We start from the raw sequence: 26,550 nt of genomic DNA, 5'->3' as shown, positions 1-26,550 counted from the left end.
CGGCGCGGCTCCTGTCAGCCGGGGGGCGCAGGCGGATCCTTCGGCTCGGTGCGATTGCCGATGATAATCCTGACCATCGGCGTCAAGAGCGCCTGTGCCGGGAGTCAGGCTTGAGCGCGGCCGGATCGGCCGGGCAGGCAATGCGCCACCGCCGCGACAGCTCAGTGTGCGCTGGTCCGGCATCCGCCGCGGCGACCTTGACGCCTGGGTTGCGACGCCGAAGACCCATGCACAGTCGATATCAACAGGACGCTCGAAGGCCGAAACCTTAGCTCAGTTTCACTCATGGAGAGCCTTGCGCCCCGGCCTGATGATAGCGCCACGGGCGTAACTGAGGATAGATTTTGCGGTTCTGGCGAGCAGTGTTCTACCATTCAACCTGACACGAAGTATCAGTTTTGCTACACGATTAGGTAAGAAGATCATGGAGATCGCCGCGCTTAAGGTCATCAATCTCCTCGCCGAACCGTACCATTTCGGAAAATATTCCGCCAGCTCGACTACCTGTTTCAACGTGAGCTTTTCCCCAGAGACAATATTGATGTATATCTGGTCTCTCAAGTATATATAGTTTCTGCGACTCCCAATTATGTCATGGTCAATTTTCCTGACGGAAAGTATATGCTTCAAATGTTCCAAACGATTGGAAAATCGTTCTTGACTGTATTGAAGCCGCTCGACTGAAGGCAAGCGCCCGGTCGAGGACATATTTTTATCGTGAACCCTATAGTAGCCCAGCGCCTCATTGAACGTGTAGATTTCGCCCATGAACGGAGCCGCGATAAGGATTACACCGTCCACCGTATCATAGGATGCCTCCCGAAGAAGATCGCACACATCTCTTCGAAAAATATTCCCCGAGGTCGGAGGCGAAACATATGCTCCTGTTTCAGATATGTCCTGAATGTAGGAATTTTTGGTTTTTTGAGCGCTCAGATCAGGGAAAATTCTACCTTGTTCGTCCCCTTTTTCATCGATTATTGACAAGGGAAACTGAAGCTTAGAGTATTTTTCATCTAATGCACCGACAATTTTCCGTAAAGACTCTGAAGAAAGCTTATCGTCAGCATCCAAGAACAGAACGTGCCTCGCTGTCGTATTATCTAAACCGAGTACGCAGGCGCTTACAGGACCACCGTTTTCCTTACGTAGACATTTTACCCCAGTGCCCTGAATCAAAGTCCACGAATTATCTGTCGATCCATCGTCCACGACGACCAGTTCACAGTCATCAGGGAGTTGTAAACTCACACTTTCGATCGCTTCGACTATATATTTCTCGTAATTATAACAGTTGACAATGATCGCGAGCTTCTTGGCACCCATCTGTCGGCTCCCAGTTCAGCCACTGAAACCCCGGGGGCCCAGCCGCGAATCATTCGCATCTGACTCTATCTTCGACTGCAAATACGGCAAATATCACCCATACGGATACGGGAAATTTCACTGAAGATTTGTTGGCGGCCAATTCAGATCAAGAAAATTAATTTTCGGTCTCAGCTCTCCGTTTTCGACTCAACCCCACATCATCGCGTAGGAAAATTATTTCATTATTTTCCAATTGCCATCGAATGTTCGGCCCTACGTGACAGAAATTATAAATCCAGCCGTAATAGCCTCCAGCTTCGGAAACAGTGCTATGCTCATTTGCCAATGGAGTTTCGAAATAACCGACTGAGCGGTCCGCAACGACTGTGTGGCCGAGAGAAATTCGACTCCTGATCGAGCGCCACCCTCCTTTCAACGTTATAGAGGGTGTGGTTGTAGACATCGACACCGTGAGGCAGCACGCCCCGCTCGTTCATGCCGGTGGACACCGTCCGCCGCAGATCGTTCAACCGCCACTCCGTTACGCCAGACCGCTTGTTTGTCGCGGCCTTCGCGTTCAAGAATCCCGAGAATCTGGCGGCGCCCCCACCGAACAGGAGCGGCCAGCCAGCACTGGGCTGGACGTTTGCGAGCAGGTCGAGGCGCGGGACAGTGGCACGTCGAGCAGCAGACTATTCTTGGTCCGCTGGCTCGGTAGTCGCCAGATGCCGCTCGCCAGATCAAGCTCGGCCCGCGTCATGCCCGCCACCTCCTCGCGGCGCTGACCGGTCCGCGTTCGCGAGCGGACGATGCGGCCGAAGTCGTCATCCCGACAAGCCTTCAACGCAGCCTTGATCTCGTCGGGCAAGAGCAATCCGGCAGCTCTTCTCCTCCTGAGCCGTCTCGATCGTGCCGACTACGGGGTTGGGCTCGGCCCTGCCGTTCCCGATCAGCCACGCATAGATGGCTGAGAGCGTGGCCCGCGCCCTTTTCGCCGCGTCCGGCTCGTTCCTCTTCAAGATCACCCCGAGGCGCTCGGCGACTGTCGCCCGGCTCACAGCGTGAAGCGGCTCGCGCAGCTTCCAAGTGGCTGCTCAGTGTTCGACCCGGACGTCACGACGGCCCACGCCTTGACGCGTCGCTCCTCGGCGCGCGGATCCAACCTGACTTGGCCAACACCGGCCGCTCGTTCGCCGCTCGCCAGGCATCGGTCGACGACAGCAGCAAGACCCGGCCGAGGGTGTCCCGCTTGGTCTGACCGATCGCGTTGCGGCATTGGACGATCCGCTGCCGCGAGCCGCCCGCGCCGACGCGCAGGCCGAAGCCAGGGAAGTCGTCGAACACGACCAGGCGTTCTTTCCCGGCCGAGAGTTCGAGGCGGCAGCGGTCTGTTCGGCGAGGCGACTTCCGGCAAGCACGCAGAGCGACTTCAGCGGTGCCCCGCGTTGGACAATCGGCGGGTCCATCGATTTCGGGAACGCGCTCAAGCTGTCGGCGACGCCGGCAAGCAGAACATGCGCGTCTCGGCGCCCGAAGCGTCGTCCTCTTACGCAGCGGGTCCGAAGTTCGAACCCCAGCGCGCCCACCGAGCCTTCGAGGACCATGGCCGAACCGCTCGGCAGCGTACTCCGCCAACCTTTCTTGCCTTCGGCGCGTCCTACGAAGGTGCGGCGCGTTTTCCGATCTCGACGTGGGGGCGCCGTCCCGGTTAGCTGGTGTGACACGGATCGGAGGGTCAGGAGGGAGCTGTGACAGGAGTTCGGCTGCGCGTGTCCGCCCCAAGGTGTCGTGCCCGCGCCGGTCGCGTCGGCGTAACGCCCTGCATGTCCGGCGGAGAGCGGGATCGGGAGGGGACATGACATCCACCGCTCTCGCCGTGATGATGGCCGGCGTGCTGGGGGCCTTCTGCACGATCGTGTTCGCGGTCGACTGGGTACCGGGCTCCGTCGTTGGATTGCCGAACCTGCCGAGCCGGCGCGTGATCGGCCTGTGGGTCTACAACGGCGTTCTCTGCCTCGCCCTGGCCGCTTGGTTGGTGTGCACGTATTTCTGCACCGTCGACGGCTACGACGACATTCCCGCGGTGCGCGACAGCTACTGCAGGCCGCACGCGACCGTGGGCGCGTGACCGGCGCTACTCCGGGCTCGGCGGGGTGCCGTGGCCCGCACGGGGGCCACCCTGAAAGTCGGGTCCGCGGCGGCGCGGTACGGGTCGGGGCATGATCATCCACTCGCCGCGCGGCACGCCGACGGTGCTGGATCGGCCGGTGACGTCTGGCCGGAATGCCCGGCGCGGATCTGCTAGCTGAGCTTGTCGTCGGGCTCCGTGGGCTCCACGCTCGTGCCCAGCGCACCGCCCGCGGGCGGATCGGTCCGACCGCGCTGGTCCCGGCCCGAGACTCCGTCCGTCTCGCCCGCCCGCTGCCCATGCGGGTGCAGCGCGTGACGGTTGGCGCGGGCCATCTCCTTGTGGGTCGGGATGGACCGCCACGGCGCGGAAGCGGTCCCCAGGCGAAGCGTTGAAGGGGACCGCGTGAGGAACACCGCGAGCAGGACCCACGGAATGACGAACACGGCGAACGCGGTGAGGCCCATAGCGATCCTCCAGAGAATTCAGCAGTAACGGTTGAAACTCCGGCAACTCAGTACTGATCCCGCAAACCTCACTTTAATCGATACTGCACCGCAGCGCGTTCTTCGGGGCGCAAGACGCGGAACACGATCGACCGGCCGGACCGTCGGACCACTGCCGGCAACCCGGCGCGTGACGTGTGCGCGCGGCACGCCTTCGTCCTCCGAGCCCTGTGCCGGCCGCGGTGGGTGACCTCAGCCCGGCGGCCGCGTGCGGACCGTCGCGAGTTCCTCGCGCAGATAGGGCGCCGTGCGGCCGGCCGCGGCCGCGGCGACGACCTCGGGCCGGCCGGCGGCCACGACGATGCCGCCCTGGTCGCCGCCGGCGGGGCCCATGTCGATCACGTGGTCGGCTTGGGCAACGACGCGCATGTCGTGCTCGACCATGACGACGGTGTTGCCCGCGTCGACCAGACCGTTGAGCTGGACCATGAGGCGGTCGACGTCGGTCGGGTGCAGGCCGGTCGTCGGCTCGTCGAGGACGTAGAGCGTGCCGCCGCGCTGCCCGCGCTGCAGCTCGGTGGCGAGCTTGATGCGCTGGGCCTCTCCACCGGAGAGTTCGGTCGCCGGCTGGCCGAGCCGCAGGTAGCCGAGGCCGAGATCGCGCAGCACGGTGAGCGGCCGCAGCACGGACGGCTCGTCCGCGAAGGCCGCGCAGGCCCGGTCGACGGTCAGCGCGAGCACGTCCGCGATGCTCAGCCCGTTCCACGTCACCGCCAGCGTCTCCGGCGCGTAGCGCGTGCCGTGGCAGGTCGGGCAGGGGGCGTAGACGCTCGGCATGAAGAGCAGCTCGACGCTGACGAAGCCCTCGCCCTCGCAGGCCGGGCAGCGCCCCTTGGCCACGTTGAAGGAGAAGCGGCCCGCATCGTAGCGGCGCCGCCGAGCCTCCAGGGTCGCGGCGAACAGCTTGCGGACGGCGTCGAACAGGCCCGTGTAGGTGGCGAGGTTCGAGCGCGGCGTGCGCCCGATGGGCTTCTGGTCGACCTGCACCAGGCGCCCGATCCCGTCCATGCCGCCGGCGATGCGGCCCTCCGACGGGCCCGGCACCTCGTCCAGGGGATCGTCCGACTCGTCCTCGGTCTTCACCGGCCGGCCGAGACGCTCGCCGACCAGCTCGAGCAGGGCCTGACTGACCAAGCTCGACTTCCCGGAGCCCGAGACGCCGGTCACGGCGGTGAGACACCCGATCGGGAAGGGGACCGAGACGCCCTTCAGGTTGTTGCGAACGATGCCTTCGAGGCGCAGCCACCCCGCGGGCTCCCGCGACGGCCGCGGGGGCGCCTCCACCAGCCCGAACAGGTAGAGCCGCGTCCGGGACGCCGCGACGTCACGCAGGCCCTCCGGCGGCCCGCTGTAGAGGATCGTGCCGCCGTTCTCGCCCGCTTCCGGCCCGACGTCGACCAGCCAGTCGGCGCGGCGCATGGTGCCGATGTCGTGCTCGACGACGAAGAGCGAATTGCCCGCGGCGAGCAGCCCGGCCAGCGCGTCGTGCATGGCGTCCCCGTCGGCGGGGTGCAGACCGGCCGTGGGCTCGTCGAGCACGTAGACGACGCCGAACAGCTGCGAGCGCAGCTGGGTCGCGAGGCGGAGGCGCTGCAGCTCACCCGACGACAGGGTCGTGGTGACACGGTCCAGCGAGAGGTAGCCCAGGCCCAGATCCGCGAGCGTCCCGATGCGCGCGATGAGGTCCGAGGCCAGGCGCTGGGCGGCGAGGCGCTTCTCGATCGACAGGTTCGGCGTGACGCGCACGTCCGGCGCGCCCGCATGGGCCGAGCCCCCGGACGCGGCACGCTCGGCGCGGTCCTTCCGGCCCACCGCGCGGTCGAGGGTGGCGGGTGCGGCGTCGACCTCGGGCTGCCGGTCCTCGGCCGCCGGCCTCAGGGCCTCGGCGAGCGCCGAGAGCGGCATGCGCGAGAGCGCGCCGATATCCAGCCCGGCGAACGTGACCGAGAGCGCCTCGGGCTTCAGCCGCTTGCCGTGGCAGGCCGGGCAATCCTCGCTCACGAGGTAGCGCGCGGCGCGGCGGCGCATCAGCGCGCTCTGCGAGTTGGTGAAGGTGCCGAGCACGTGGCGGCGGGCGCTGGTGAAGGTGCCCATGTAACTCGGCTCCAGGCCGCGGCGGCGGGCGAGCCGCGTCTGCTCCGGGGTGAGGCCGGCATAGACCGGCTCCTGCGGCTGCTCGTCCGTGAACAGGATCCAGTCCCGGAGCCTCCGGGGCAGCGCTTTCCAGGGCGTGTCGACGTCGACGCCCCGGCTGACGAGGATGTCCCGCAGGTTCTGGCCGCCCCAGGCCTGCGGCCAGGCCGCGACGGCCCGCTCGCGGATCGTCAGGGACGGGTCCGGCACCATCGAGGCTTCCGTGGCCTGGTAGACCCGCCCGAGGCCGCCGCAGGACGGGCAGGCGCCCTGCGGCGTGTTGGGCGAGAAATCTTCGGCGTAGAGCATCGGCTGGCCGGGCGGGTAGGTGCCGGCGCGCGAGTACATCAGGCGCACGAGGCTCGACAGGGTCGTGACGCTGCCGACCGAGGAACGCGCGCTCGGGGTGCCGCGCTGCTGCTGGAGCGCGACAGCGGGCGGGAGGCCCTCGATCGCGTCGACGTCGGGGACGCCGACCTGGTCGATCATCCGCCGCGCGTAGGGCGCGACCGATTCGAAGTAGCGGCGCTGCGCCTCCGCGTAGAGGGTGCCGAAGGCCAGCGAGGACTTGCCGGATCCGGAGACGCCCGTGAACACGACGAGCGCGTCGCGCGGCATCTCCACGTCGATGTCGCGCAGGTTGTGCTCCCGCGCGCCCCGGACCGTGACGTAGCCCGTCCGCGCCGCGCCCGCCCGCGCGATCGTCGTTTCGCGCCGGGGTTTCGCTTGGTCCATGAGCAGCCTTCTTGGAGGAGGCCGGCGCCCCCGCGGATCGTGAAATCGGGAGACCGGAGACCGGCGCGGGCGACGGGGCCGTCACCGCGCGGGCCGCCGTGGCGACCCGTATACCGTCCGGCCCGTAAACCGAAGCCGGACCGCGCCGGGAACGCGTCAGACAGCTGGCTTCGCGGCGGAGCGACCGGGACAGCTCGGTCGCAGGCGTGGACCGTCGCCGCAGCACCACCGGACCGGATCAGGTCACGGGCCTTCTCCTCGCTCCTGGCGACCGGCGGCCCGACACGTGGGGTGCGGTCGACGGCCTGGCGGTTTTCCGAAGGCGGGCGCAGAACGTGTGGGCGCCCCGTCGAGGAACCGAGCATGGTCAACGAGCACGTCGCGATCCGGACCGAGGACGGCGTATGCGGGACGCACGTCGTCGCGCCGGACGGCGCGGGGCCCTGGCCGGCCGTGATCCTGTACATGGATGCCGGCGGTATCCGACCGGCCATCGTCGACATGGCGCGGCGGCTCGCGACCGGCGGCTATCTCGTTCTGTTACCGGACCTCTTCTACCGCTACGGGCCCTATGGCCCCTTCGTTCCTGCGGACGTGTTCAAAGGCGATTTCCGAGCGATCCTCGGCCCGCTGATGGCGACGACGGACAATCTCAAGGCCGCGACCGATACAGCGGCGCTCCTCGCCTATCTCGACACGCGCGACGACGTCGCGGGGCGCGCGGTCGGGGCGGTAGGCTTCTGCATGGGCGGCCGCATGGCCATCACGGCGGCCGGCACGTATCCGGACCGGTTCGCCGCCGTCGCCAGCTTCCACGGCGGCAATCTCGCGACCGAGGAACCCGCGAGCCCGCATCGTCTGGCACCCGCGCTGAGGGCCGAGATGTATATCGCGGCCGCCGAGAACGACGGAAGCTACCCGTCCGCGATGGCCGAGAGGCTGGAGACGGCGCTGTCGCGAGCCGGTGTCCGGTATGCGGCTGAGACCTATCCCGCCGCGCACGGCTGGATGATGCCGGACTTCCCCGTCCACGATCGCGCGGCCGCGGAGCGCGGCTGGGCGGCGATGGGCGCCCTGTTCGACCGCGCCCTGCGCAGCACGGGCTGAGCGCGGCCGCGTCGCTAAGCGGCCACCGGCAGCCGCAGCACGTCGTCCATCGTGATCGGCCGGCCGGCCTCGCAGCAGAGATGGAGCAGGGTGGACTGGCGGAACCGCAGGTCGCCGGTCACCTCCTCGCCGAGCCAAGCGGGCTTGCTGAAGGACTGATCGGCCCGCGCGAGCTCGACCTCGGCCAGGACCATCCCGGCCAGCGACCCCTGGAAGACGTCGACCTCCCAGGTCAGCCCGTCGTGCGGCACGCAGTAGCGGATCTTCTCGATCACGTTGCCGGTGCACACCTGATCGACCATGGCGGCGCCGTCGGCATGCGGGATCTCGTACTCGAACTCCGCGCGGGCGATGCCTTCGCGGGCGCCCTTGACCGTCAGCCAGGCACGCTCGCCGTCGAGCCGCACCCGGACCTTTCCGCGCGCGAAATGACCGACCAGGCCGTCCTTCAGGTGCCGAATGGATGTGGCCGCGTCGCGCCAGCCCGCGCCTGCCACGAGGAACTTCCGCTCGATCTCTAACCGCATCCACGCGTCCATTGCTTCGGCCGGACGCCTCGTAGCCCATCGGGGCCGCCGAGTCAGGCGGACTGGATCATCCGGTGCGGACGCACGGGAACGGGACTCGGCCTCGACGCAGATGTGCCGCTCACCGTTGCGGCAGAACGATCGTCAGCCTCTCGGATCGCCGTCGATCCGGCGACGTCGTGCCCGGGCGCGAACCGTGCCGTCGGCGTGACCGAGTCGATGATCGTGGGAGCGTAAGAACAAGCGGCGGCGCCGCGAACGATACGCCTGCAAAGGAACGCGGCCGTTCCTGCACAATATGTTCTCATCGCTGTCTAAATCGGTGCCAATGCTGCAGCGCATTGTGAATTCATGCCGGTAAACTTCCGGAGGTGTCGTCTTCCCGCCAGAAAGCGTCGAAGAAAGGCAAGCCCGTGAGGGGCCCACCGGTAGTTTTTCATTGTCATTGATAAAAGGCTCGCTCAGCTCAGGGTAATAATCGACGACTGGAAAATGCAATAGATCGCAGAGATCGTAACCAGATGTGTCGTATTACCGTAGCGGGCGTGAGCAAGATCTTCGGCTGGAGCTGCGCGAGGGCCTCGCGACCCGGCACCGAGACGATGCACGTGCTCCGGGCCGAGAAGGGCTACATCATCGTCGGTCAGGAGACGGACGGGACCGTCACCCCGGACGATGTCGGGCTGGCCGGCATGATCGCCAAGGCGAAGACGGACTTCGTCGGCAAGCGCTCACTCGCCCGGCCCGACGTGGTCGCCTCCGGCCGCAAGCAGCTCGTCGAGTTCGTCACCGACGACCCGAGATGCGTCCTCGACGAGGGCGCGCAGGTCGTCGCCGACCCGAACCAGCCGATCCCGATGCGGATGCTCGGCCACGTGACGTCGAGCTACTGGAGCGCGAATTGCGAGCGCTCCATCGCGCTGGCCCTCGTGGCGGGCGGGCGCGACCTGCTCGGCCAGACCCTCCACGTCACGACCCCGGACGGCTTCACCACCGCCACCGTGGCCGAGCCGGTGTCCTTCGATCCCAAGGGGGGCGCATCCATGCTCGAGGCACGCTACCGCACCGCCCGCACGCTCCCGCTCGGCCGCACCGCGGCGCCGGTCCGCGCCGGACTCCTGATCCAGCCGGCCGAAGCCGAGGCGCGCTTCTCCCTGCGCCTGCGCGGCCCCCGGGTGCCGGCGGCCGGTCTCCCGCTCGACCGCCCGATCAACACCCTGTCGGGCGACCAGACCCGCTGGATCGCCCGCCTCGGTCCCGACGAGTGGCTGATCGGCGCGCCCGAGACGGATGCCGACATCCTGGCCGCCGCCGTGAGCACCGACCTCGCCGGCCGGACGCACGCCCTCGTGGACGTGTCGCACCGCAATGTCGGGATCGACGTCCGCGGGGACGCGGCCGCGATCGCCCTTAACGCCGGCTGCCCCCTCGACCTCGGCGACGCCGCCTTCCCGGCGGGCAGCGCCACCCGCACGCTTCTCGGCAAAGCCGAGATCGTGCTGATCCGTCGCCCCGGCCCGGTCCCGACATACCGGGTTGAGTGCTGGCGGTCCTTCGCGACCTACGTGTATGGCTTGCTGCAGGAAGCCGCCTTCGGGGCCGGCCCGCTGGAGAGAGCCGCCGCGCGATGATCAGCGCCTTCGATCTGTTCAAGATCGGGATCGGCCCGTCGAGTTCCCACACGATCGGGCCCATGGTGGCCGCGCGCCGCTTCCGCGACCGCGTCTCCGGCCGGGCCGGCGTCGCGCGGGTGTCCGCGGAGATCTTCGGCTCCCTCGCCTGGACCGGGCGCGGCCACGGCACCGACGTGGCGATCTTCCTCGGCCTGCTCGGCCACGAGCCCGCGACCGTCGATCCGGACGCCGTGACGGGCTACACGCGAACCCTGGCCGAGACCGGCGCCATCGGCCTGCCGGGCGTCGCCTTCGACACCACGAAGGACCTTGTCTTCAACTTCGCCGAGGTCCTGCCCCGCCACACCAACGGCATGCGCTTCCGCGCCCTGGACGCCGACGGCGCCGTGCTGGACGAGGTGGTCTGCTACTCGGTCGGCGGCGGCTTCGTCGAGGAGGAGGGGGCGGGGGAGACCGGCGGCCTCGGCGCCGTCGCGGTGCCCCACCCGTTCGAGAGCGGTGCCGACCTGCTGCGGATCTGCGCCGAGACCGGCCTCACCATCCCGCAGGTCCAGATGGCCAACGAGCGCGCCCTGCGCACCGAGGCGGAGATCGAGGCCGGGCTCGACGCCGTCCGCGACGCCATGCTGGCCTGCATCAGTCGTGGCCTGCGCATGGACGGCGAGCTGCCCGGCGGCCTCAGGGTCCGGCGGCGCGCGAAGCGCCTGCACGAGACCCTCGAGGCGAACCGCCTCACGAACAGCCGGCCGGCCCACGAGATCATGGACTGGATCAGCCTGTTCGCCCTGGCGGTGAACGAGGAGAACGCGTCCGGCGGCCGGATCGTCACGGCGCCGACCAACGGTGCGGCCGGGATCGTGCCGGCGGTGCTGCGTTACATCGTCGACTTCTATCCCGGCTGGAGCGAGGCGCGCGGCCGCGACTACCTCCTCGCCGCCGCGGCGATCGGCGGTCTGATCAAGCGCCGGGCCTCGATCTCGGGCGCCGAGGTCGGCTGCCAGGGGGAGGTCGGCTCCGCGGCCGCCATGGCGGCGGCCGGGCTCGCGTCCGTCCTCGGGGGCGACGCGCGGCAGGTCGCCAACGCCGCCGAGATCGCCATGGAGCACCATCTGGGCATGACCTGCGACCCGATCGGGGGGCTCGTCCAGATCCCCTGCATCGAGCGCAACGCCTTCGGTGCCAACAAGGCGGTGGCGGCCGCATCCCTCGCCCTCCACGGCGACGGGGTGCATTTCGTGAGCCTCGATCAGGTCATCGAGACGATGCGCCAGACCGGCCACGACATGCAGGCCAAGTACAAGGAAACCTCGCTCGGCGGCCTCGCGGTCAACGTGGCCGCCTGCTGAGCGCGACGTCCCGCGCGGCCTCGCAGGGGACCGTGTCAGGCCGCCTGCGACGCCCCCGGCAGCGCGAACGGCTCCGGCGCGTGACCCTCCGCGCGGAGCGCGGCCAGCAGGTCGTCGGGCGCGAGGTTGAGGGTGCGCGTGCTCACCAAGGGATGGACGTTGATCCGCGCCTCCGCGAGCAGGCTGTCCTGGACGAAGATCCGCAAGCTGCCCGGCGCGGCGTTGAGGGCGGCGAGCGGCGACACCGCGCCGCTCGCGACGCCGAGCTGCTCGCCGAGTGCCTCGGCACTGGCGAAGGACAGGCCGCCCCGCGCGCCGAGGACGGCCCGGAACGCCTTCAGGTCCACCTGGGTGTCGTGACGGAGCGTGACGAGGAAGTGCGTCTTCTTGCCGTCGCGCAGGAACAGGTTCTTGGTGTGCGCGCCGACGATGTCGCCGCAGGCCGCCATCATCGCCTCGACGGTCAGGACCGGCGCGTGCTCGTAGAGCTTGTAGGCGACCCCGAGCGCGCGCAGCCGGGCCAGGAGATCGTCGGAGGTCATAGCCATCGGGTTCCTCATCGGGATTCGCGGGCCGGCGGACCGAGGACGCCGATCCGGCGCAGGTGAGTCAGAATCTCCCGGGCGGCCTCGTCGGGCTCGGGCCGGACGAGGAGGCGCCCGCCGCCGGACGCGGCCTCTCCGGTCGCCGCCCTCAGCCGCTCCGCCGCCGAGCCGCCGGACGGCGCACCTTTCACGATTTTCGGCCGGCGGCGATAGGGGCGTTCCTCGAAGACCGGGACGGGGGCGGCGGCCGCGGCCGGGTCGCCCGCGACGGTCTCGATCACGCCGCGCCGCGCCTGCCCGTAGGCGAAGGGGAGCGGCGCGGGCGCGTCGGGATGGATCGTGGCCAGGACCGGGCCGCGCAGGCGCACGCGGCGGCGCGCGCCGCGGCCGAGGGTCTGGTCGAGGGACAATGCGCCCGCGTCGCCGGCCGCGAGGGCGACGACGTCGGGGATCAGGAGGCCGTCGAGGGCCTCCGCGACCGCGTAGGGAACCATCCCGGTCTCGTCGCCCCCCTGGCCGCGCCGGCCCGCGAGGATCAGGCCGGGCGCCATCGCCGCGAGGCGGGCGGAGAGGGCCGGCACCGGATCGACGCCCGCCGGCACGGGGACGTGCACGATCCGGGACAGGCCGTGGCCCAGCGCGTCCGCGACGGCGGCCGCGTCCGGCCCGGCATGGAGGCCGACGGCCTCGCCGAGGCCCGTCGCGAGGCGGATCGCCTGGGCCTCCAGCCGCGGCAGGACCGTCGCGCCCGAGACCGGCTGCCGTCCGGCGGAGAGGAGCACGACGCCGATCATGGGCTGCCCTCCGGGCGCGCGGCCTCCGCGGCCTCCGCGGCCAGCAGCCGCAGAAGGGCGGGCATGACCGCCTGCGCGTCCTGCACGATGGCGAGGCCCGCCCGCTCGATCATCGCCGCGTGCAGGTCGGTGTTGACCGCCACGACGTGCTCGCAGCCCGCGATACCCTGCCGGTGCTGCGGCGCCCCCGAGATGCCGAGGGCGAGGTAGCAGGTCGCCGCCAGGACGGTGCCGGAGGCGCCGACCTGGGTCCGACGCGGCATCAGCCCGGAGTCGCACAGGACCCGGCTCGCGCCCGGGGTCGCGCGGAGCGCCGCGACCAGCTGCCGGAACGCGTCGAGGTCGGTGACGCCGTTGCCCGCGGCGGTGACGAACTCGGCGAGCGCGAGCGGCACCGTGGCCGGGTCGGCCGGGACGCGCTGCGCCGAGAGGATCGCCGTCCCGGCCGTCGCGGGCTCCGCCGTCGCGACCGCCAGCGGCCGCGCCTCCCGGGGCGGGCCGGCATACTCGGCCACCGCGTCGGGGGCGACGGTGGCGAGCAGCCCGGGCGCGGCCCGCTGCTCGACGCTGCGGCCCCGCGCCGGGCGGATCAGCCCGGAGGCGGAGACGCCCTCGGCCTGGGTGAACAGCGGCGCGCCGAGCCGGACCGCGACCCGGCGGGCGACGTCGCCGCCGTCGAGGGATTCCGGGAACAGGACGTGGCGCGGATCGAGCGCTGTCAGGGCCGCGACGATCCGGGCGGCCCGGCCGGCGGGATCGTAGGCGCTATCGTGGAAGGCCCGCACGGCGCCGTCGTCGTCCCGGACGATCGCCACCGAGGTCTTGCCGATGTCGACGACCATGACGTCGCCGGCCTCCGGCACGTCGGGCTCGACGCCGACGTAGATCCAGTGGCGGCCGAAGATGTCCGCCATGTCGGCCTTGAAGACTTCGGGGCTCAGGTAGAACTCGGCCGGCAGGCTGTAGCCGCGACGGCGCTCGCGCCAGAGACGCTGCAGAGGGGTCGGCGTCACGTCGAGCATGGGACCTCCGGAGCCATTCAGGCCCCGAAACTATCGTCGCCGGACCGGCCGCCCGCTGCCACGCCAGCGACACTCGCTTGGTCAACGGCGACGTGGCGTGGACCGGCCCGTGCCGGGGGCCGGGGCGCCGCTACTCGGCGGCCGACCGCGTGACGGTCTCCGCCCCGTCGTCCACGCCGAAGCGCGCGATGCTGTCCTCCAGCCGCAGCGCGGCGTTGATCAGGGCCATGTGGGAGAAGCCCTGCGGCGTGTTCCCGCGCTGCGCCCCGGTGGCCGGGTCGATCTCCTCGGCGAGCAGCCCGACATCGTTGCACCGGGCGATCAGGCGCTCGAAGGCGGCCCTGGCCTCGCCGGTCCGCCCGTCGAGGGCGAGGCAGCCGACCCGCCAGAAGGCGCAGGCCGTGAACGTGCCCTCGTCGCCCTCCAGGCCGTCCTCCATGCGGTAGCGGTAGATCAGGTCGCCGACGCCCAGTTCGCGCTCGACCGCCGCCAGGGTCGCGCGCATGCGCGGCTCCCGCGGGTCGAGGGCCCCGAACAGGGCGACGCGCAGGACCGCGGCGTCGAGGTGGTGCGAATCGTAGGCGCCGACATAGGCCCGCTTCTCGGCGTTCCAGCCCTTCTCGAGGTATTCCGACCGGATCTCTGCGGCGATCCGCTCCCACTCGGCGATCTTCGCCTCCGGCACGCCCGCGATGTTGCGGGCGATCCGGGCCGCGTCCCGCAGGGCGACCCAGAGCATCGCCTTGGTGTGGACCTGCTGGCGCGGCCCGGTGCGCAGCTCCCAGATGCCGTTATCCGCGTCGTGGCGGTGGCGGATGGCCCGGGCGGTGAGATTGTCCAGCACCTCCGGCAGCCGATCGTTGACCTTCTCGGGCGGGTCGTAATCGACCGCCTCGAGGAAGACGCACAGGGCCCGGAGCAGCTCGCCGTAGATGTCGTGCTGGTCCTGGCACTCGGCGATGTTGCCGATCACCACCGGCCCCACCCCGTTCCAGCCGGCGAGGTGGCTCAAGGCCTCCTCCGGCGGCATGTCGCCGGCGATGCCGTACATGAGCCGAGTCTCCCGCCCGAAGGTGCCGTCGCGCTCGCGCAGGAAGCGCAGGAACTCGGACGCCTCGCGGACGTAGCCCAGCATCACGAAGGCGGTGACCGTGAAGGCGGCGTCCCGCATCCAGGTGAAGCGGTAATCGTAGTTGCGGTTGCCCGGGACCGCCTCGGGCAGGCCGGCCGTGGCCGCCGCGACGATCCCGCCCGAGGGCGAGTAGGTCAGCAGCTTCAGGCACAGGGCGGACCGCATCACCGCGTCCCGGTAGACGCCGCGATAGGTGCTCCGGGCGCACCAGCGGCGCCAGTAATCGGCGGTCGACTCCAGCCGCCTTTGGGCGCCGGCGAAATCCTCGATGCAGGCCTCGTCCTGATCCTCGCCGTGGGTCAGGACCAGGTAGGCGGTCTCGCCCTCCGCGAGGTCGAAGCGGACCTCGGCCGCGTCGCCCGCGAGGGTCGGGCACGCGTGCGCGTTGACCCGCACGCGCCAGTCCCCGGCCTCGAACAGGACCGACCCGCCCTCGACCAGCGGCGTGCAGGGGCGGCGAGCGTAGTCGAAGGTAGGACGGATCCGGAACACGCCCGAGACCCGGCCCTGCTCGCAGGTCAGAAGCCGGATCAGGCGGCTCTCGCTTTCGCCGTCCGGCCCCTCGTCGGGCTCCGGGCTCGGCGGGTTGACGGGCATCAGGTCGACGAGGCGCGCCCGGCCGGTCTCCGTGGTGAAGGTCGTCTCCAGGATGTTGGTGTCCGGCAGGTAGCGGCGCGCGCTCCCGGTCGAGCCGTCGAGGGCGAGGCTGCACGATCCGCCCTTCTCGTCGTCGAGGAGCTTCACGAACAGCGCCGGCGAATCGTGGCGCGGCCAGCACAGCCAGTCGATGGAGCCGTCCCGGGCGATCAGCGCGCAGGAATGGGTGTCACCGATGAGGGCGTAATCGCTGATGGGCTTCGACACGGGGCTTCCGGATGGCGGCACCCGGTCCGCCGGGCAGGACAGAGTCCTGAGGTAGCCGGGCGGCGCCGGGCGGGGAGTCCCGATCGACGATTCGCCGCACGGCCGCGCGCGATCGCTCCCGTTCGGTCAGGCCCCGGGCCGCGGTAGCATACGGTCGCTGATGATCCGCCGCTGGATCTCGCTCGTGCCCTCGAAGATCGTCGTCAGCCGCGCGTCGCGCCAATAGCGCTCGACCCGGCGCTCGGTGGTGTAGCCGTTGCCGCCGTGGAGCTGCATCGCCTGGTTGGTGACCCGAACCGCCATCTCGGTGGCCAAGAGCTTCACCATCGCCGACTCGCTCTCGGCGGCCTCGCCCTGGTCGAGGAGGTGGGCGGCCTGATGCCAGAAGGCGCGCGCCTGCGCGACCTCGGCGGCCATGTCGGCCAGCGCGAAGCGCAGCGCCTGGAAGTCGCCGATCGGGTGTCCGAACTGGACGCGCTCCTGCAGGTAGCTCTGGCAATCCTCGACCGCCGCGCGTGCGACGCCGACGGCCCGGGCCGCCGTGTGCACCCGGGCGATGTTGAGGCCGCGCTGGACGGCGGCGAACCCTCCGGAATCCGCGTCCGCCCCCTGGTCGCCGTAGAGCCCGGTGAGCCGGTCGCTCTCGGGCACGCACACGTCCTCCAGGCTCAGCTCGAAGGTCTGGAAGCCGTGATAGCCGATCTTGTCGATCACCCGGCCGGTCACGCCGGGCGGGAAGCTGTCGCGCTCCTTGAGCACGAGGAACGTCTCGAGGCCGGCCGAGCGCGACTCACCCGGCTCCGGGTCGCGGGTCCGGGCCAGGACCTCGATGAAGTCGGCGCCCTTGGCGAACCCCGCCCAGCGCTTGGTCCCGGTGATCCGCCACCGGTCGCCGTCGCGCACCGCGCGGGTTTGCACGCCGGCGAGGTCGGACCCGGCATCGGGTTCCGACAGCGAGATCGAGCCGATCCACTGCCCCCGGGCCGAGCGCCGGATCAGCTCCGCCCGGCGGTCCGGGTCGAGGGTCTGGGTGCCGAGGCCCTGACCGCGGGCCAGGATGCTGCCCACCGAGAGCCAGGCCCGGGCCAGCTCCTCCGAGACGAGGCAGTACTCGAACACGCCGAGCCCGAGGCCGCCGTGCTCCGCCGGGATCGTGATGCCGAACCAGCCCTTCTCCGCCATGGCGTCGATGAGCGAACGCGGCATCTCGGCCTTGTGACGGTCGAGCTCGTCGGCCAACGGCAGGACGGTGTCGCGGGCGAAGGCCCGGGCCTCGTCCTGCAGCGCCGCCCGTGCCTCGGTGCGCCAGGGCGAGGCGAGTTCCGGCGGCTTCGGCGCGATCAGGTCCTTCCGATCCTCGGTTCCGGTCATCGTTCCCCCCTGTGATGTGACGCCGTGCGGCAACTCAGTTCAGGTCCGTGCGGGAAACACGCGCTTACAAAATGGTTCCGTGCCCCATCTTCGAATAATCGGCGGACGGGGTCATAATAGCTTGATGATGCAGGCCGAACCGCAGACCGACTCCTTCGCGATGAGCGCACCCGCAACACCCCACATCCTCGTCGTCGAGGACGATCGGGAGATCTCGGCGCTGATCGCGCGCTACCTGCGCGGCAACGATTGCCGCGTCACGCTGGCCGGCGACGGCGCCGACATGGACCGGGTCCTGGCGGAAGCGCGGATCGACCTCATCGTGCTCGACCTGATGCTTCCCGGCGAGGACGGGTTGAGCCTGTGCAGGCGCCTGCGCGGCACCTCGCAGATCCCGATCCTGATCCTGACCGCGAAATCCGAGGACGTGGACCGGATCCTCGGCCTCGAACTCGGCGCCGACGACTACCTCGCCAAGCCGTTCAACCCGCGGGAACTGCTCGCCCGCATCCGCGCCATCCTGCGCCGGGTCGCCGCCGAGGCGCCGGACGCCGACGAGCGGCGGCGCCTGCACTTCTCGGGCTGGACGCTGGACGTCTCCCTGCGTCAGGTCCTCTCGCCCGAGGGTGCGCGGATCTCGATCACCGGTGCGGAGTTCGACCTCCTCCACGCCCTGTGCCTCCGGCCGGGGCGGGTGCTGTCCCGGGACCAGCTCCTCGACCTCACCCAGGGCCGCGCCGCGGGCCCGTTCGAGCGGAGCATCGACGTGCTGATCTCCCGGATCCGCCAGAAGATCGAGCGCGACACCCGCAACCCCGAATTCATCCGCACGATCCGGTCCGGGGGCTACCTGTTCACGCCCGAGGTCACGCGGTCATGAGCGGTCTGGGGCGCCTCCGCGCGCGGCTGCGTCCGAAGACGATCGCGGGCCAGATCGCGCTGCTCGTGGTCGCCGGCATCGCGGTGGCCCACGTGGTCGCCACCGCGGCGTTCCTGATGCTGCACGAATCGCAGAATCCCGACACGCTGCCGGGCGTGGCCGCGAGCCGCCTCGGCGTTCTGGTGAGACTCATGGACGCCGCCGACCCGGCGGCGAGACCGGCGCTGCTGGCGAGCGGCCGCAGCCTGCCGCTGATCCAAGTCGAGCCCTGGGACGGGACGGTGCCGCCGGGGGCGAAGCCGGCCCCCGACCTGCCAGTGATCCGCAAGCTGCGCTACGGCGCCGGCCGGCCGGTGACGATCACCGACCTCGCCGCGGCCGACCCGGCGCGCGACAAGTCGGACGGCCGCCTCCATATCGGCATCGTCACGCCGGCGGGTGTGCGGGTCCAGGCGACGCTGCCGAACGATCCTCTGAGGGGACCCCGCCAGGGGGCGCTGATCTTCACCGTGGTGTTCCTGGCGCTGACGCTGGCGCTGCTCTGCGTCTGGGCCACGCGCGCCCTCACGGCGCCGCTGAAGCGGCTCGCGGGCGCGGCGGAAGCCTTCGGCGCCCGCGACGACCACGTGGCGCTGCCGGAGGCGGGGCCGCGCGAGGTGCTCGCCGTGTCCCGGGCGCTGGACCGGATGCGGTCGCGCGTCCGTCGCCTGATCGACGACCGGACGCAGATGCTGGCGGCGATCAGCCACGACCTGCGCACGCCGATCACCCGGCTGCGCCTGCGCGCCGAGTTCATCGAGGACGAGAATGCCCGGGCCTCGACCCTGCGCGACCTCGACCAGATGAACGGCCTCGTCGAGGCGGCGCTCTCCTTCGTGCGCGACGGCCAGATCCGCGACGCGAACAGCCACAGCCTCGTGGATCTCGCCTCGGTGGTGCAGACGGTCTGCGACGACTTCTCGGATTTCGGCGCACCGGTCAGCGTCAGCCGCAGCCGGCACGTCCTGGTCCAGGGCCGGCCCGAGGAACTCCAGCGGGCGGTGACGAACCTCGTGGACAACGCCGTGAAGTACGGCGGCCGGGCCGACGTGCAGATGGAGGCCTCCGAGCGCGGCGTCAGAGTCTGCATCCTGGACAACGGCCCGGGGATCCCGGAGGCGGAGCGCGAGGCGATGCTCCAGCCCTTCGTGCGCGGCGACCGGGCGCGCAATCTCAACGAGGCCAGCGGCTTCGGCCTCGGCCTCTCGATCGTGCAGGCCATCGTCGAGGCCCATAACGGGCGCCTGCGGCTGGAGAACCGCCCCGAGGGCGGGCTCTGCGCGGCGATCGAGCTGCCCCTGGCCGCCCAGGCCTTCGCGGGGCGCGCGGCGCACAAGCCCGCGCCGCTCCCGGCCGAGGCGGCCTGAGGCCGCCTCGAGTCCCGTCCGCTTCTACGCCGCCCGCACGTTGCGGAGGAACTGCGCCACCTCGGCGCGGAGCTGCTCCGAGCGGGTCGCCAGCGAGTCGGACGCCTGCGCGACCGAGTCCGCGGCCTCGCCGGCATCGCCAGCGACCCGCGCGACCTCGGCGATCTCCAGGGTCATCGTGCCGGTGCCGGCCGACGCCTGCCCCATGCTGCGCACGATGTCCTGCGTGGTGACGCCCTGCTGGTCCACCGCCGCGGCGATGCTGGTCGACACCTGGTTCATCGCCTCGATCTGGGCGGTGATGCCCTGGATCGCCCCGGCCGCGTCGCCCGTGACCGTCTGGATCGAGGCGACCTGACGGCTGATCTCCTCGGTGGCGCGGGTGGTCTGCGCGGCGAGTTCCTTGACCTCGGCGGCGACCACCGCGAAGCCGCGGCCCGCCTCGCCGGCGCGGGCGGCCTCGATCGTGGCGTTGAGCGCCAGCAGGTTCGTCTGCCCGGCGATGGTCGAGACCATGCCGACCACGTCGCCGATGCGCGTCGCGGCGGCGGCGAGGTCGGTCATGGTCTGCTCGGCCCGGCGGGCCTCGCCGACGGCGGTGGCGGACATGCCGGCGGCCTGCTCGACCTGCCGGCCGATCTCCTGGACGGTCGCGCCGAGCTCCTCGGCCGCGGCCGCCACGGTGTTGACGTTGTCGGAGGTCTGCTGCGCGGCCCCGGCGACGCTGGTCGAGCGCTCGGAGGTGCTGGAGACCGCGGCGCGCATCGTGTCCGAGGCGCCCTGAAGCTCCGTGACGGCGCCGGTCAGGCCCTCGACGATGCCGCCGACCGAGTGCTCGAAGCCGTCGGCCAGCTGCTTGAGCATGGCGCGCCGGCTCTGCTCCTCGCGCAGGCGCGCGGCCTCGGTGGTCTGGAGCTGCTGGGCGGCCTCCTCCAGCGACATGTCGCGGATCGTGACCACGGCGCGGGCGATGTCGCCGATCTCGTCGCGCCGCGCGCTGCCCGGCACGTCGGTCAGCGCCTGGCGATCGGCGAGGGCCTTGAGGGCGCGGGTGAGGGCACCGAGCGGCGCCACGATCGAGCGGGCGAGCAGCAGGCCGAGCAGGGCCGTTCCGGCGAGCACGAACAGGCCGGTCAGGATCAGCGTGCGCGACAGGGCCTGGACCGCGTCGATCGCCTCCGCCTGGGTCTGCTCCGCCACAACCGTCCAGGGCGCGCCCAGAACGGTCACCGGCGAGGCGGCCGCCATGTGGGTGCCGTTCTCCGCCGCGAAGTCGACGGGACCGCCGGCCTTGACCCGGTCGGCGGCGAGGCCGATCCCGGCGAGGCCCGCGCCGGCACGGACGCCGGGGTTCAGCGGCGGGTTGCTGCGCAAGAGGCCGTCCGCGCCGACCGCCAGGATCTGGCCCGTGTCGCCGAGACCGGTCCGCTTCGACAGCGTCTGGTCGAACAGGGCGGGCGTGACCCGCATGACGATGAAGCCGATCCGCTCGGCCGCCTGCGCGGTGCCCATGGCGACGTTGGCCCGCTTGGTCATGGCGCGGCCGAGGAAGGCGGCCGGGACCCCGTCCACCGGGTAGGCGGCAAAATCCTCGTACAGGACCGCGCCCGAGTCGGCGGATTTCAGGCGCTCGACGAGGCGTGCGAGCGCCGTCCCCGCCAAGCCGTCCTCCGTGACCGCTTTGCCGAAATCGGCGCCCTTCGTCGTGGTGTAGTCGATCCGGCCGTTGTCATCGATGAACATCAGGTCGGCGTAGCCCGGCTGGGCGACAAGCTTGCGCGCCACCTCCTGAACCTTGACGTGCCGGCGGGCATACATCGACGACATGCCGCTGCCGTCGAGGGCGACCCGCGCCTCGGCGGTCTGCGGCGCGCGGAACGCCGCGATGACGCTCTCGGTGTCGGGCTTCGCCGGGTCGAGGTTCTCGAGCAGGTCGGGGAAGTTCGAGACGATCTGCGGGTGGGCCGCCACCGCCAGGAAGTCGGCCTGCGCCCGATCCGCCACCAGCTCGATCGCGTCCCGGCGCGCCGCCGCGGCGAGTTCGAGGCGCTCGTGGGCCGCGGTCATCAGACCCGCCCGCGCCGAGTACCAGCTGAATCCGCCCATGGCGGTGGCGCTCAGGAGCGCCAGGCCGACGGTCGTCGCGGGAAGGCGCGTGCTCAGCCGCGATAGCGAGATCATGATGCCCCTGTATTCTTTGGAAGATTGGTTTGACGTGAACCAATCGCCCAATCCTTATAAAAATCTCGTAAACACCGATACACCGCTCAAAACTTGAGCACACGCGGAACATACAACTTAAAGAACAGTCTGAGCACCATGATTCCAAGTTGTGAATGGTCGAGCGCCCGTTCCGGCAAGATTTCGCTGCGCAGGTCGTCACGGACGCCCGCGCGGCGTTGAGGGATGCGCGACATCCGGCCAAGTTTCGGCCAGCCCGTTTCGGGCAGCCCGTCGTCCCGCGGCCGCCCCGGACACACCGTCACGGATCTTGCTGACCGATCCCGTCTCGCGGTCGGCGTCATCGGCCGGTTATGAGTCCGGGTGGTAGAGCGGCCGCGGAGAACGGTCGCTTCGTGACGGCGATGGAGGTGGGATGAGCGGCGAAGACCAGCCGGACCGGGCGCGCAGCATCGCGCTGATCGGGGCCCCGATCGAGGTCGGGACCAGCGAGGCCGGCGCCCTCATGGGCCCGGCGGCCCTGCGCACGGCCGGGCTGGTGCGGGCGCTCGCCGAACTCGGCCACGCGATCGCGGATCGCGGCGACGTCGCCCCGGACGGACCCGCCGGGACGCGCGGGCTGGACGGTGTCGCCGCCTGGACGCGGGCCCTGTCCCGCGCCGTGGAGGACGCCCTCGACGCGGGGGCGCTGCCGCTGACCGCCGGCGGCGATCACAGCCTGTCCCTGGGCTCCGTCGACGGGGTGATGCGGCACTGCGCGCGGCGCGGCCAGCCCGTCTTCGTCCTCTGGCTCGACGCCCACGCCGACTTCAACACGCCGGCGACCTCGCCCTCCGGCAACGTCCACGGCATGCCGCTCGCCGCTCTGTGCGGCGAGCCGGGCTTCCCGCCGCTCTTCGCCGAGCCGGCGCCGGCGCCCCTGCCGCCCGCCGACGTCCACCTGTTCGGCCTCCGGTCGATCGATGCCGGCGAGCGCGCCCTCGTGACGGCGCGCCGGGTCGGCGTCACCGACATGCGCACGATCGACGAGTTCGGCGTCGTGGCGCCCCTGCGGCGGGTGCTCGACCGCGTCGCCGCGCGGGGCGCGCACCTCCATGTCAGCCTCGACATCGACTTCCTCGATCCGTCGATCGCCCCGGCCGTGGGCACCACCGTTCCGGGCGGCGCCACCTTCCGGGAGGCCCATCTGATCATGGAGATGCTCCACGATTCCGGTCTGGTCCGCTCCCTCGACGTGGTGGAGCTCAACCCCTTCCTCGACGAGCGCGGCCGCAGCGCCCGGGTGCTGGTCGAGCTGGTGGCCAGCCTGTTCGGCCGGCGCATCCTCGACCGGCCGACCCTGCCGATCGAGGCCGTGCCGGCAGAGCCGGCCGGGCGCGCCTGATGCACGGCCCTCTCGCGCCCTCATCCGCGCCCGAGATGACCGCGCCCGCGCGCCAGCGCTCGGACGGGCGCGTCCAGCTGCGTGTCGGACTGGCCCGTCCGGGCGGCGGGACGCGTATCCTGGATCTGGCGGAAGCCGGGCCGTCGCGGCTGCGCTTCCCCCGGGGCACCGGCGCGCCGGAGGCGGTCCTCGTCAACACGGCGGGCGGCGTCGCCTGCGGCGACACCTTCGCCATCGACCTCACGCTCGAACCGGGGGCCGAGCTGGTTCTGACCACGACGGCGGCCGAGAAGATCTATCGCTCTGACGGCCCCGTGAGCCGCATCGTCAACACGCTGAATCTGGGGGAGGGGGCCGGCCTCGCCTGGTTGCCGCAGGAGACGATCCTGTTCGATCGGGCCCGGGTGCGGCGGCGCTTCGTGGCCGATCTCGCCGAGGGGGCCGCGCTGCTCGCCGTGGAGGTCGTGGCGTTCGGCCGCGCCGCCCGGGGCGAGCGGATCGGCGACGGGCTATTCGCGGATTCCTGGCGGATCCGCCGGGGCGGGCGCCTCGCCTACGCCGACGACCTCCTGCTGGAGGGGCCGATCAGCGACCACCTCGCTCGCCCGGCCATCGGCGGCGGCGCCCGCGCCTGCGCGACGATCCTCGACCTCTCCGCCGGGGCGGAGGCGCGCCTCGAGGAGGCGCGGACCCGGCTGGCCGAGGCCGCGTCGCCCGGGACGACGGCGGCGGCGAGCGCCTGGAACGGCCATCTGGCGGTCCGCGCGCTGGGCGACGCGGTCGGGCCTCTGCGCGGGCTCGTCGCCCGCTTCCTCGCGGGCTACCGCGGCCTGCCGATGCCGCGGGTCTGGCAGAGCTGACGCGGTCCGCGCGATCCGGGCCTCGGGGCCGTTGCCTGCGACCGCCGACCTCTGCTAGAGACGCGCACCCGGAGCTGTCCGCCAAGCTCCGGACGGGACGGCAGCGCCGTTCGGGAAGGCCTCGTGGCGGAGTGGTTACGCAGAGGACTGCAAATCCTTGCACCCCGGTTCGATTCCGGGCGAGGCCTCCATCCTTCCCAGACAGATTGTGCCGGCCGTGACGGGCCGGTGCGCGCCCGTCAGGCGCCGTGGACCTCCACCATGAAGGTCTCGATCGCCCGCTGCAGGCTGTGGGTCCCGGCATTGACCCGGGCGGCGCTGCCGCGCACCTGCCCGGCCTGCGCCTCGTTGGACGCGGCCGCGGCCTGAACGCCCGCCACGCTCTCGGAGACCTGCCGGGCCTCCGCGGCCGCGCCGAAGATCGCCCGCGCGATCTCCTGGCTGGCCTGCCCCTGCTGGTCGGTGGCGTCCGCGACCTCGGAGGCGATCAGGCTCATCCGGGCGATGGTCTCGCCGATCGTGCCGATGGCGCCGACCGTGCGCCCGGCGGCCCCCTGGATCGCCCCGACCTGCCCGGTGATGCGGTCGGTGGCGAGCGCCGTCTGGCCGGCCAGCGCCTTCACCTCCGCGGCGACCACCGCGAATCCCCGCCCCGCGGCGCCCGCGCGGGCCGCCTCGATCGTGGCGTTGAGCGCGAGGAGGTTCGTCTGCTCGGCCACCTCGCGGATCAGCGTGACCACGGCGCCGATCTCCTCGGCCGCCTGCGAGAGGCTCATCACCGTCTCCTTGAGCCCCTGCGTGTCGGAGAGGGCCGAGGTGGCGATCGCGCTGGTGTGACGGACCCGCGCCTCGATCTCCCGCGCCGAGGCCGAGAGCTCCTCGGCCGCGCTGGCGATGCTGTCGACGAGGCCCGCGCTCTGCTGCGACGCTCCGGCGACGACGGCCGACTCGGCCGCCATCGCGCCCGCGTTGCCCGAGAGCGTGTCGGCCGCCGCCTGCATCGCCTCGGCCGAGTCGGCGAGATCGGTGACGGCGCGGTGCGTCTCGGCCTCGAAGGTGCGCGTGGCCGCGGCCAGGGCCTTCGCCCGGCTGCGGTCGCGGTCGCGCCGCGCCTGCGCCTCGGCGTCGAGGTCGCGCTTCTCGATCAGCGCCGTCTGGAACGCCGCGATGGCGGCGGCCATCTCGCCGATCTCGTCGCGGCGGTGCGTGAACGGGATCGCGCGGCCGAGATCGTTGGCGGCGAGCGCCGTCATCCCCTCCTTGAGCCGATGCAGCGGCCGCCGCACCTGGCTCACGATGATCCAGATCGCCGCGAGGAGGCCGAACGCCAGCGCCGCTGCCGGCACGGCCACCAGGGTGATCCGCGCCCGACGGCGGTCGGCCGCGTCCGCGGCGCGACGGGCGTTCAGGCGGTTCAGCACCTCCCGTCCGAGAATGCCGATCTCGGCCACCATGCGCTCGCGGTTCTTCACGGTCGCCTCGTCGGTCGCCTGGATCAGCGCGGCCTTGGGCGAGACCGTGAGGCCGAGTTCGGCCGTATCGGTCTGGTAGGCGACGAATTCCTTGACGAAGAGGTCGAACCGCCGCCGACGGTCGGCGGGGAGTTGATCCTCCATGGCCTCGAGGAAGGGCACCCGCACCTGCTCCACGGTGGCGAGGGCGTCGTGGAGCGCCGACAACCGTGTGCGCGCCTCCGTCGTGTCTTCCGCGGTGTAGAGGGCCGTGGCCTGCACGACCGCGTGCTCGATCGCCTGCCCCAGGGCGCCCGCCTGAAGGCCGGCGTTCCAGATCCGGTCGGTGGCGGCCGCCCGCTCCTGCTCCCAGTTCGATTGTCGAACCGCGAAGGCAGCGATGCCGATCGCCACCAGGGCCAGCAGCCCGATCACCGCGGAGAGCTTCAGGCCGAGTGAGATGCGCATGGCGACGAGCCGCTTCTGGCCGGAGATTCGTGTGACCGCAGCTATATCGAAGCAAACCTTTTTGAACAGGTAAATATAGCCGGCAAAAACATTTAACTTATACTCCGAAGCTCCGAGATTTTTGACATCGCGCAGCCCGGCTCAACCTCAGCATCCAGGGGCTCATCGTAGGAAGAATTCGCGGATCTCGGCCGGTGCCGATTGTCAGTTCAGTCTCGCGAGCGCTGCCGGCAGATGCGCCGGCAGGCAGGAGCACTGTTTCACCCGGACGAAGCTGGATCGCCGCGCGCCCGACCGCGCGGGACACGGGTCGGCGATCACGGCAGGCGGATCTCGGTCCGACCTGGGATGCACGACTCCGGAAGCGGTAGGGCGGCCACGATCTCGCGACGGAGATCGTCGCGCTGGGCCTCCACGAGGTCGGGGAGGATATCGGCCTCGTGCTCGTCCAGGGCCGCGATCAGGCGGGGATGGTCGGCGCTCCACTCGAAGGCAACGCGCACCTCGCGTTCGGCGTAGGGGTCCTGTGGGTCGAGGCAGCGATGGGTCGGCATAGCGGCATGGTCGTCACACCGGCGCGCCGGCAGGCGGTCCCCGTAGGAGCAGGAGACGACAGACGGATGACTTCCACCGGCCGCGGACCGGCAGAGCCGGCGACGGGCCTCGGCGACGATGTTGCCGATCAGTCACATTCCGGGCCTCCCGACCTCCGCGGGAGGCGCCACGCGCTGTGTCGGGGGGCGCAGCGCGTCGGTTTGGACGCGGATC

Annotated in this window: 22 protein-coding genes, 1 tRNA gene and 1 pseudogene; 10 read left to right on the top strand and 14 right to left on the bottom strand. The window is 70.8% G+C overall.

The features are described 5' to 3' along the window. Positions 1-279: 279 nt before the first annotated feature. The 3 genes from BM314_RS00535 to BM314_RS00530 form a co-directional block, all read right to left on the bottom strand. Positions 280-1,326 carry a glycosyltransferase family 2 protein gene (locus tag BM314_RS00535; RefSeq protein ID WP_091976417.1) on the bottom strand — a complete coding sequence of 349 codons (1,047 nt, stop codon included), beginning with the start codon at positions 1,324-1,326 and terminating at the stop codon, positions 280-282. Positions 1,327-1,885: 559 nt separating this feature from the next. After that, on the bottom strand, positions 1,886-2,176 hold the full coding sequence (locus BM314_RS30070; RefSeq protein WP_139237800.1) for a site-specific integrase: 291 nt from the start codon (positions 2,174-2,176) through the stop codon (positions 1,886-1,888). 245 nt (positions 2,177-2,421) lie between these two features. Further along, on the bottom strand, positions 2,422-2,652 hold the full coding sequence (locus BM314_RS00530) for a hypothetical protein (protein ID WP_091976415.1): 231 nt from the start codon (positions 2,650-2,652) through the stop codon (positions 2,422-2,424). A 511-nt stretch (positions 2,653-3,163) separates the two neighbouring features. On the opposite strand from BM314_RS00530, the gene BM314_RS00525 reads away from it, so the two are divergent. Beyond that, positions 3,164-3,436, top strand: a complete 273-nt coding sequence (locus BM314_RS00525) for a hypothetical protein (RefSeq protein ID WP_020092139.1) — start codon at positions 3,164-3,166, stop codon at positions 3,434-3,436. 173 nt (positions 3,437-3,609) lie between these two features. Here BM314_RS00525 and BM314_RS00520 read toward each other — a convergent pair whose 3' ends face one another. Together BM314_RS00520 and BM314_RS00515 are read right to left on the bottom strand one after the other, a co-directional pair. Then, positions 3,610-3,903 (bottom strand): hypothetical protein, encoded by a 294-nt coding sequence (locus tag BM314_RS00520; protein WP_020092140.1) that lies wholly within the window; start codon positions 3,901-3,903, stop codon positions 3,610-3,612. 231 nt (positions 3,904-4,134) lie between these two features. After that, positions 4,135-6,810, bottom strand: a complete 2,676-nt coding sequence (locus BM314_RS00515) for an excinuclease ABC subunit UvrA (protein WP_091976413.1) — start codon at positions 6,808-6,810, stop codon at positions 4,135-4,137. Positions 6,811-7,173: 363 nt separating this feature from the next. On the opposite strand from BM314_RS00515, the gene BM314_RS00510 reads away from it, so the two are divergent. Continuing rightward, complete coding sequence (locus BM314_RS00510; RefSeq protein ID WP_091976412.1) at positions 7,174-7,917, top strand: dienelactone hydrolase family protein; 744 nt, start codon at positions 7,174-7,176, stop codon at positions 7,915-7,917. A 14-nt stretch (positions 7,918-7,931) separates the two neighbouring features. Here the strand turns inward: BM314_RS00510 and BM314_RS00505 are convergent, their stop codons facing one another. After that, positions 7,932-8,444, bottom strand: coding sequence for a CYTH domain-containing protein (locus BM314_RS00505; protein ID WP_091677196.1), 513 nt, complete (start codon positions 8,442-8,444; stop codon positions 7,932-7,934). 590 nt (positions 8,445-9,034) lie between these two features. Here BM314_RS00505 and BM314_RS00500 point away from each other — a divergent pair. From BM314_RS00500 to BM314_RS00490, 3 genes and pseudogenes are all read left to right on the top strand, one after another. Continuing rightward, positions 9,035-9,478: pseudogene (locus BM314_RS00500) on the top strand (glycine cleavage T C-terminal barrel domain-containing protein); the annotation flags it as partial. 9 nt (positions 9,479-9,487) lie between these two features. Further along, positions 9,488-10,075 carry a sarcosine oxidase subunit gamma gene (locus BM314_RS00495; protein WP_091976664.1) on the top strand — a complete coding sequence of 196 codons (588 nt, stop codon included), beginning with the start codon at positions 9,488-9,490 and terminating at the stop codon, positions 10,073-10,075. After that, a complete protein-coding gene (locus BM314_RS00490; protein ID WP_091976410.1) occupies positions 10,072-11,424 on the top strand; it encodes an L-serine ammonia-lyase in 1,353 nt (450 codons plus the stop codon). The genes BM314_RS00495 and BM314_RS00490 overlap by 4 nt, the downstream gene beginning before the upstream one ends. A 35-nt stretch (positions 11,425-11,459) precedes the next feature. Here BM314_RS00490 and BM314_RS00485 read toward each other — a convergent pair whose 3' ends face one another. From BM314_RS00485 to BM314_RS00465, 5 genes are all read right to left on the bottom strand, one after another. Continuing rightward, a complete protein-coding gene (locus tag BM314_RS00485) occupies positions 11,460-11,972 on the bottom strand; it encodes a prolyl-tRNA synthetase associated domain-containing protein (RefSeq protein ID WP_091976409.1) in 513 nt (170 codons plus the stop codon). A gap of 8 nt (positions 11,973-11,980) precedes the next feature. Beyond that, on the bottom strand, positions 11,981-12,763 hold the full coding sequence (locus BM314_RS00480) for an adenine nucleotide alpha hydrolase family protein (RefSeq protein ID WP_091976407.1): 783 nt from the start codon (positions 12,761-12,763) through the stop codon (positions 11,981-11,983). Further along, entirely contained in the window at positions 12,760-13,785 is a 1,026-nt protein-coding gene (locus BM314_RS00475; protein WP_244539814.1) for an electron transfer flavoprotein subunit alpha/FixB family protein, read from the bottom strand. Before BM314_RS00475 ends, BM314_RS00480 begins: the two co-directional genes overlap by 4 nt. 130 nt (positions 13,786-13,915) lie before the next feature. Then, the gene (locus BM314_RS00470) at positions 13,916-15,781 is read right to left on the bottom strand and encodes a glycoside hydrolase family 15 protein (RefSeq protein ID WP_091976405.1); all 1,866 of its coding nucleotides are present in this window, start codon (positions 15,779-15,781) and stop codon (positions 13,916-13,918) included. Between the two features lie 126 nt (positions 15,782-15,907). Beyond that, complete coding sequence (locus BM314_RS00465) at positions 15,908-17,152, bottom strand: acyl-CoA dehydrogenase family protein (protein ID WP_091976404.1); 1,245 nt, start codon at positions 17,150-17,152, stop codon at positions 15,908-15,910. A gap of 124 nt (positions 17,153-17,276) precedes the next feature. Here BM314_RS00465 and BM314_RS00460 point away from each other — a divergent pair, with 124 nt between their 5' ends. Together BM314_RS00460 and BM314_RS00455 are read left to right on the top strand one after the other, a co-directional pair. Then, a complete protein-coding gene (locus BM314_RS00460) occupies positions 17,277-18,032 on the top strand; it encodes a response regulator (protein ID WP_020092151.1) in 756 nt (251 codons plus the stop codon). Then, on the top strand, positions 18,029-19,438 hold the full coding sequence (locus BM314_RS00455; protein ID WP_056527902.1) for an ATP-binding protein: 1,410 nt from the start codon (positions 18,029-18,031) through the stop codon (positions 19,436-19,438). Before BM314_RS00460 ends, BM314_RS00455 begins: the two co-directional genes overlap by 4 nt. A 24-nt stretch (positions 19,439-19,462) precedes the next feature. On the opposite strand, the gene BM314_RS00450 is transcribed toward BM314_RS00455, so the two are convergent. Continuing rightward, positions 19,463-21,619 (bottom strand): methyl-accepting chemotaxis protein, encoded by a 2,157-nt coding sequence (locus tag BM314_RS00450; RefSeq protein WP_091976403.1) that lies wholly within the window; start codon positions 21,617-21,619, stop codon positions 19,463-19,465. 415 nt (positions 21,620-22,034) lie between these two features. Between BM314_RS00450 and rocF the strand changes: the two genes are divergently transcribed. The 3 genes from rocF to BM314_RS00435 all read left to right on the top strand — a co-directional run bounded on the left by rocF (position 22,035) and on the right by BM314_RS00435 (position 24,054). After that, positions 22,035-23,003 (top strand): arginase, encoded by a 969-nt coding sequence (gene rocF, locus BM314_RS00445; RefSeq protein WP_056527896.1) that lies wholly within the window; start codon positions 22,035-22,037, stop codon positions 23,001-23,003. Beyond that, positions 23,003-23,863: an urease accessory protein UreD gene (locus BM314_RS00440; protein ID WP_091976401.1), complete on the top strand. Its 861-nt coding sequence runs from the start codon at positions 23,003-23,005 to the stop codon at positions 23,861-23,863. The genes rocF and BM314_RS00440 overlap by 1 nt, the downstream gene beginning before the upstream one ends. Before the next feature lie 117 nt (positions 23,864-23,980). After that, positions 23,981-24,054, top strand: a tRNA-Cys gene (locus BM314_RS00435). 48 nt (positions 24,055-24,102) lie between these two features. Here BM314_RS00435 and BM314_RS00430 read toward each other — a convergent pair. After that, a complete protein-coding gene (locus tag BM314_RS00430; protein WP_091976400.1) occupies positions 24,103-25,782 on the bottom strand; it encodes a methyl-accepting chemotaxis protein in 1,680 nt (559 codons plus the stop codon). A gap of 317 nt (positions 25,783-26,099) precedes the next feature. Beyond that, the gene (locus BM314_RS00425; RefSeq protein ID WP_091976398.1) at positions 26,100-26,336 is read right to left on the bottom strand and encodes a hypothetical protein; all 237 of its coding nucleotides are present in this window, start codon (positions 26,334-26,336) and stop codon (positions 26,100-26,102) included. Positions 26,337-26,550: the final 214 nt, after the last annotated feature.

The organism is Methylobacterium sp. 13MFTsu3.1M2, assembly GCF_900112625.1.
GTDB lineage: Bacteria > Pseudomonadota > Alphaproteobacteria > Rhizobiales > Beijerinckiaceae > Methylobacterium.
The sequence above is the reverse complement of the archived record's forward strand: the minus strand, read 5'-3'. Positions and strand labels throughout refer to the sequence as shown.

What these genes read in the sequence shown, in the direction of transcription:
- rocF (WP_056527896.1), top strand. Translation starts at nt 22,035, where the DNA reads ATGAGCGGCGAAGACCAGCCGGACCGGGCGCGCAGCATCGCGCTGATC.
- BM314_RS00465 (WP_091976404.1), bottom strand. Translation starts at nt 17,152, where the DNA reads ATGACCGGAACCGAGGATCGGAAGGACCTGATCGCGCCGAAGCCGCCG.
- BM314_RS00485 (WP_091976409.1), bottom strand. Translation starts at nt 11,972, where the DNA reads ATGGCTATGACCTCCGACGATCTCCTGGCCCGGCTGCGCGCGCTCGGG.
- BM314_RS00510 (WP_091976412.1), top strand. Translation starts at nt 7,174, where the DNA reads ATGGTCAACGAGCACGTCGCGATCCGGACCGAGGACGGCGTATGCGGG.
- BM314_RS00505 (WP_091677196.1), bottom strand. Translation starts at nt 8,444, where the DNA reads ATGCGGTTAGAGATCGAGCGGAAGTTCCTCGTGGCAGGCGCGGGCTGG.
- BM314_RS00480 (WP_091976407.1), bottom strand. Translation starts at nt 12,763, where the DNA reads ATGATCGGCGTCGTGCTCCTCTCCGCCGGACGGCAGCCGGTCTCGGGC.
- BM314_RS00460 (WP_020092151.1), top strand. Translation starts at nt 17,277, where the DNA reads ATGATGCAGGCCGAACCGCAGACCGACTCCTTCGCGATGAGCGCACCC.
- BM314_RS00425 (WP_091976398.1), bottom strand. Translation starts at nt 26,336, where the DNA reads ATGCCGACCCATCGCTGCCTCGACCCACAGGACCCCTACGCCGAACGC.
- BM314_RS00520 (WP_020092140.1), bottom strand. Translation starts at nt 3,903, where the DNA reads ATGGGCCTCACCGCGTTCGCCGTGTTCGTCATTCCGTGGGTCCTGCTC.
- BM314_RS00475 (WP_244539814.1), bottom strand. Translation starts at nt 13,785, where the DNA reads ATGCTCGACGTGACGCCGACCCCTCTGCAGCGTCTCTGGCGCGAGCGC.
- BM314_RS00490 (WP_091976410.1), top strand. Translation starts at nt 10,072, where the DNA reads ATGATCAGCGCCTTCGATCTGTTCAAGATCGGGATCGGCCCGTCGAGT.
- BM314_RS00495 (WP_091976664.1), top strand. Translation starts at nt 9,488, where the DNA reads ATGCTCGAGGCACGCTACCGCACCGCCCGCACGCTCCCGCTCGGCCGC.
- BM314_RS00455 (WP_056527902.1), top strand. Translation starts at nt 18,029, where the DNA reads ATGAGCGGTCTGGGGCGCCTCCGCGCGCGGCTGCGTCCGAAGACGATC.
- BM314_RS00450 (WP_091976403.1), bottom strand. Translation starts at nt 21,619, where the DNA reads ATGATCTCGCTATCGCGGCTGAGCACGCGCCTTCCCGCGACGACCGTC.
- BM314_RS00430 (WP_091976400.1), bottom strand. Translation starts at nt 25,782, where the DNA reads ATGCGCATCTCACTCGGCCTGAAGCTCTCCGCGGTGATCGGGCTGCTG.
- BM314_RS00535 (WP_091976417.1), bottom strand. Translation starts at nt 1,326, where the DNA reads ATGGGTGCCAAGAAGCTCGCGATCATTGTCAACTGTTATAATTACGAG.
- BM314_RS00525 (WP_020092139.1), top strand. Translation starts at nt 3,164, where the DNA reads ATGACATCCACCGCTCTCGCCGTGATGATGGCCGGCGTGCTGGGGGCC.
- BM314_RS00515 (WP_091976413.1), bottom strand. Translation starts at nt 6,810, where the DNA reads ATGGACCAAGCGAAACCCCGGCGCGAAACGACGATCGCGCGGGCGGGC.
- BM314_RS00440 (WP_091976401.1), top strand. Translation starts at nt 23,003, where the DNA reads ATGCACGGCCCTCTCGCGCCCTCATCCGCGCCCGAGATGACCGCGCCC.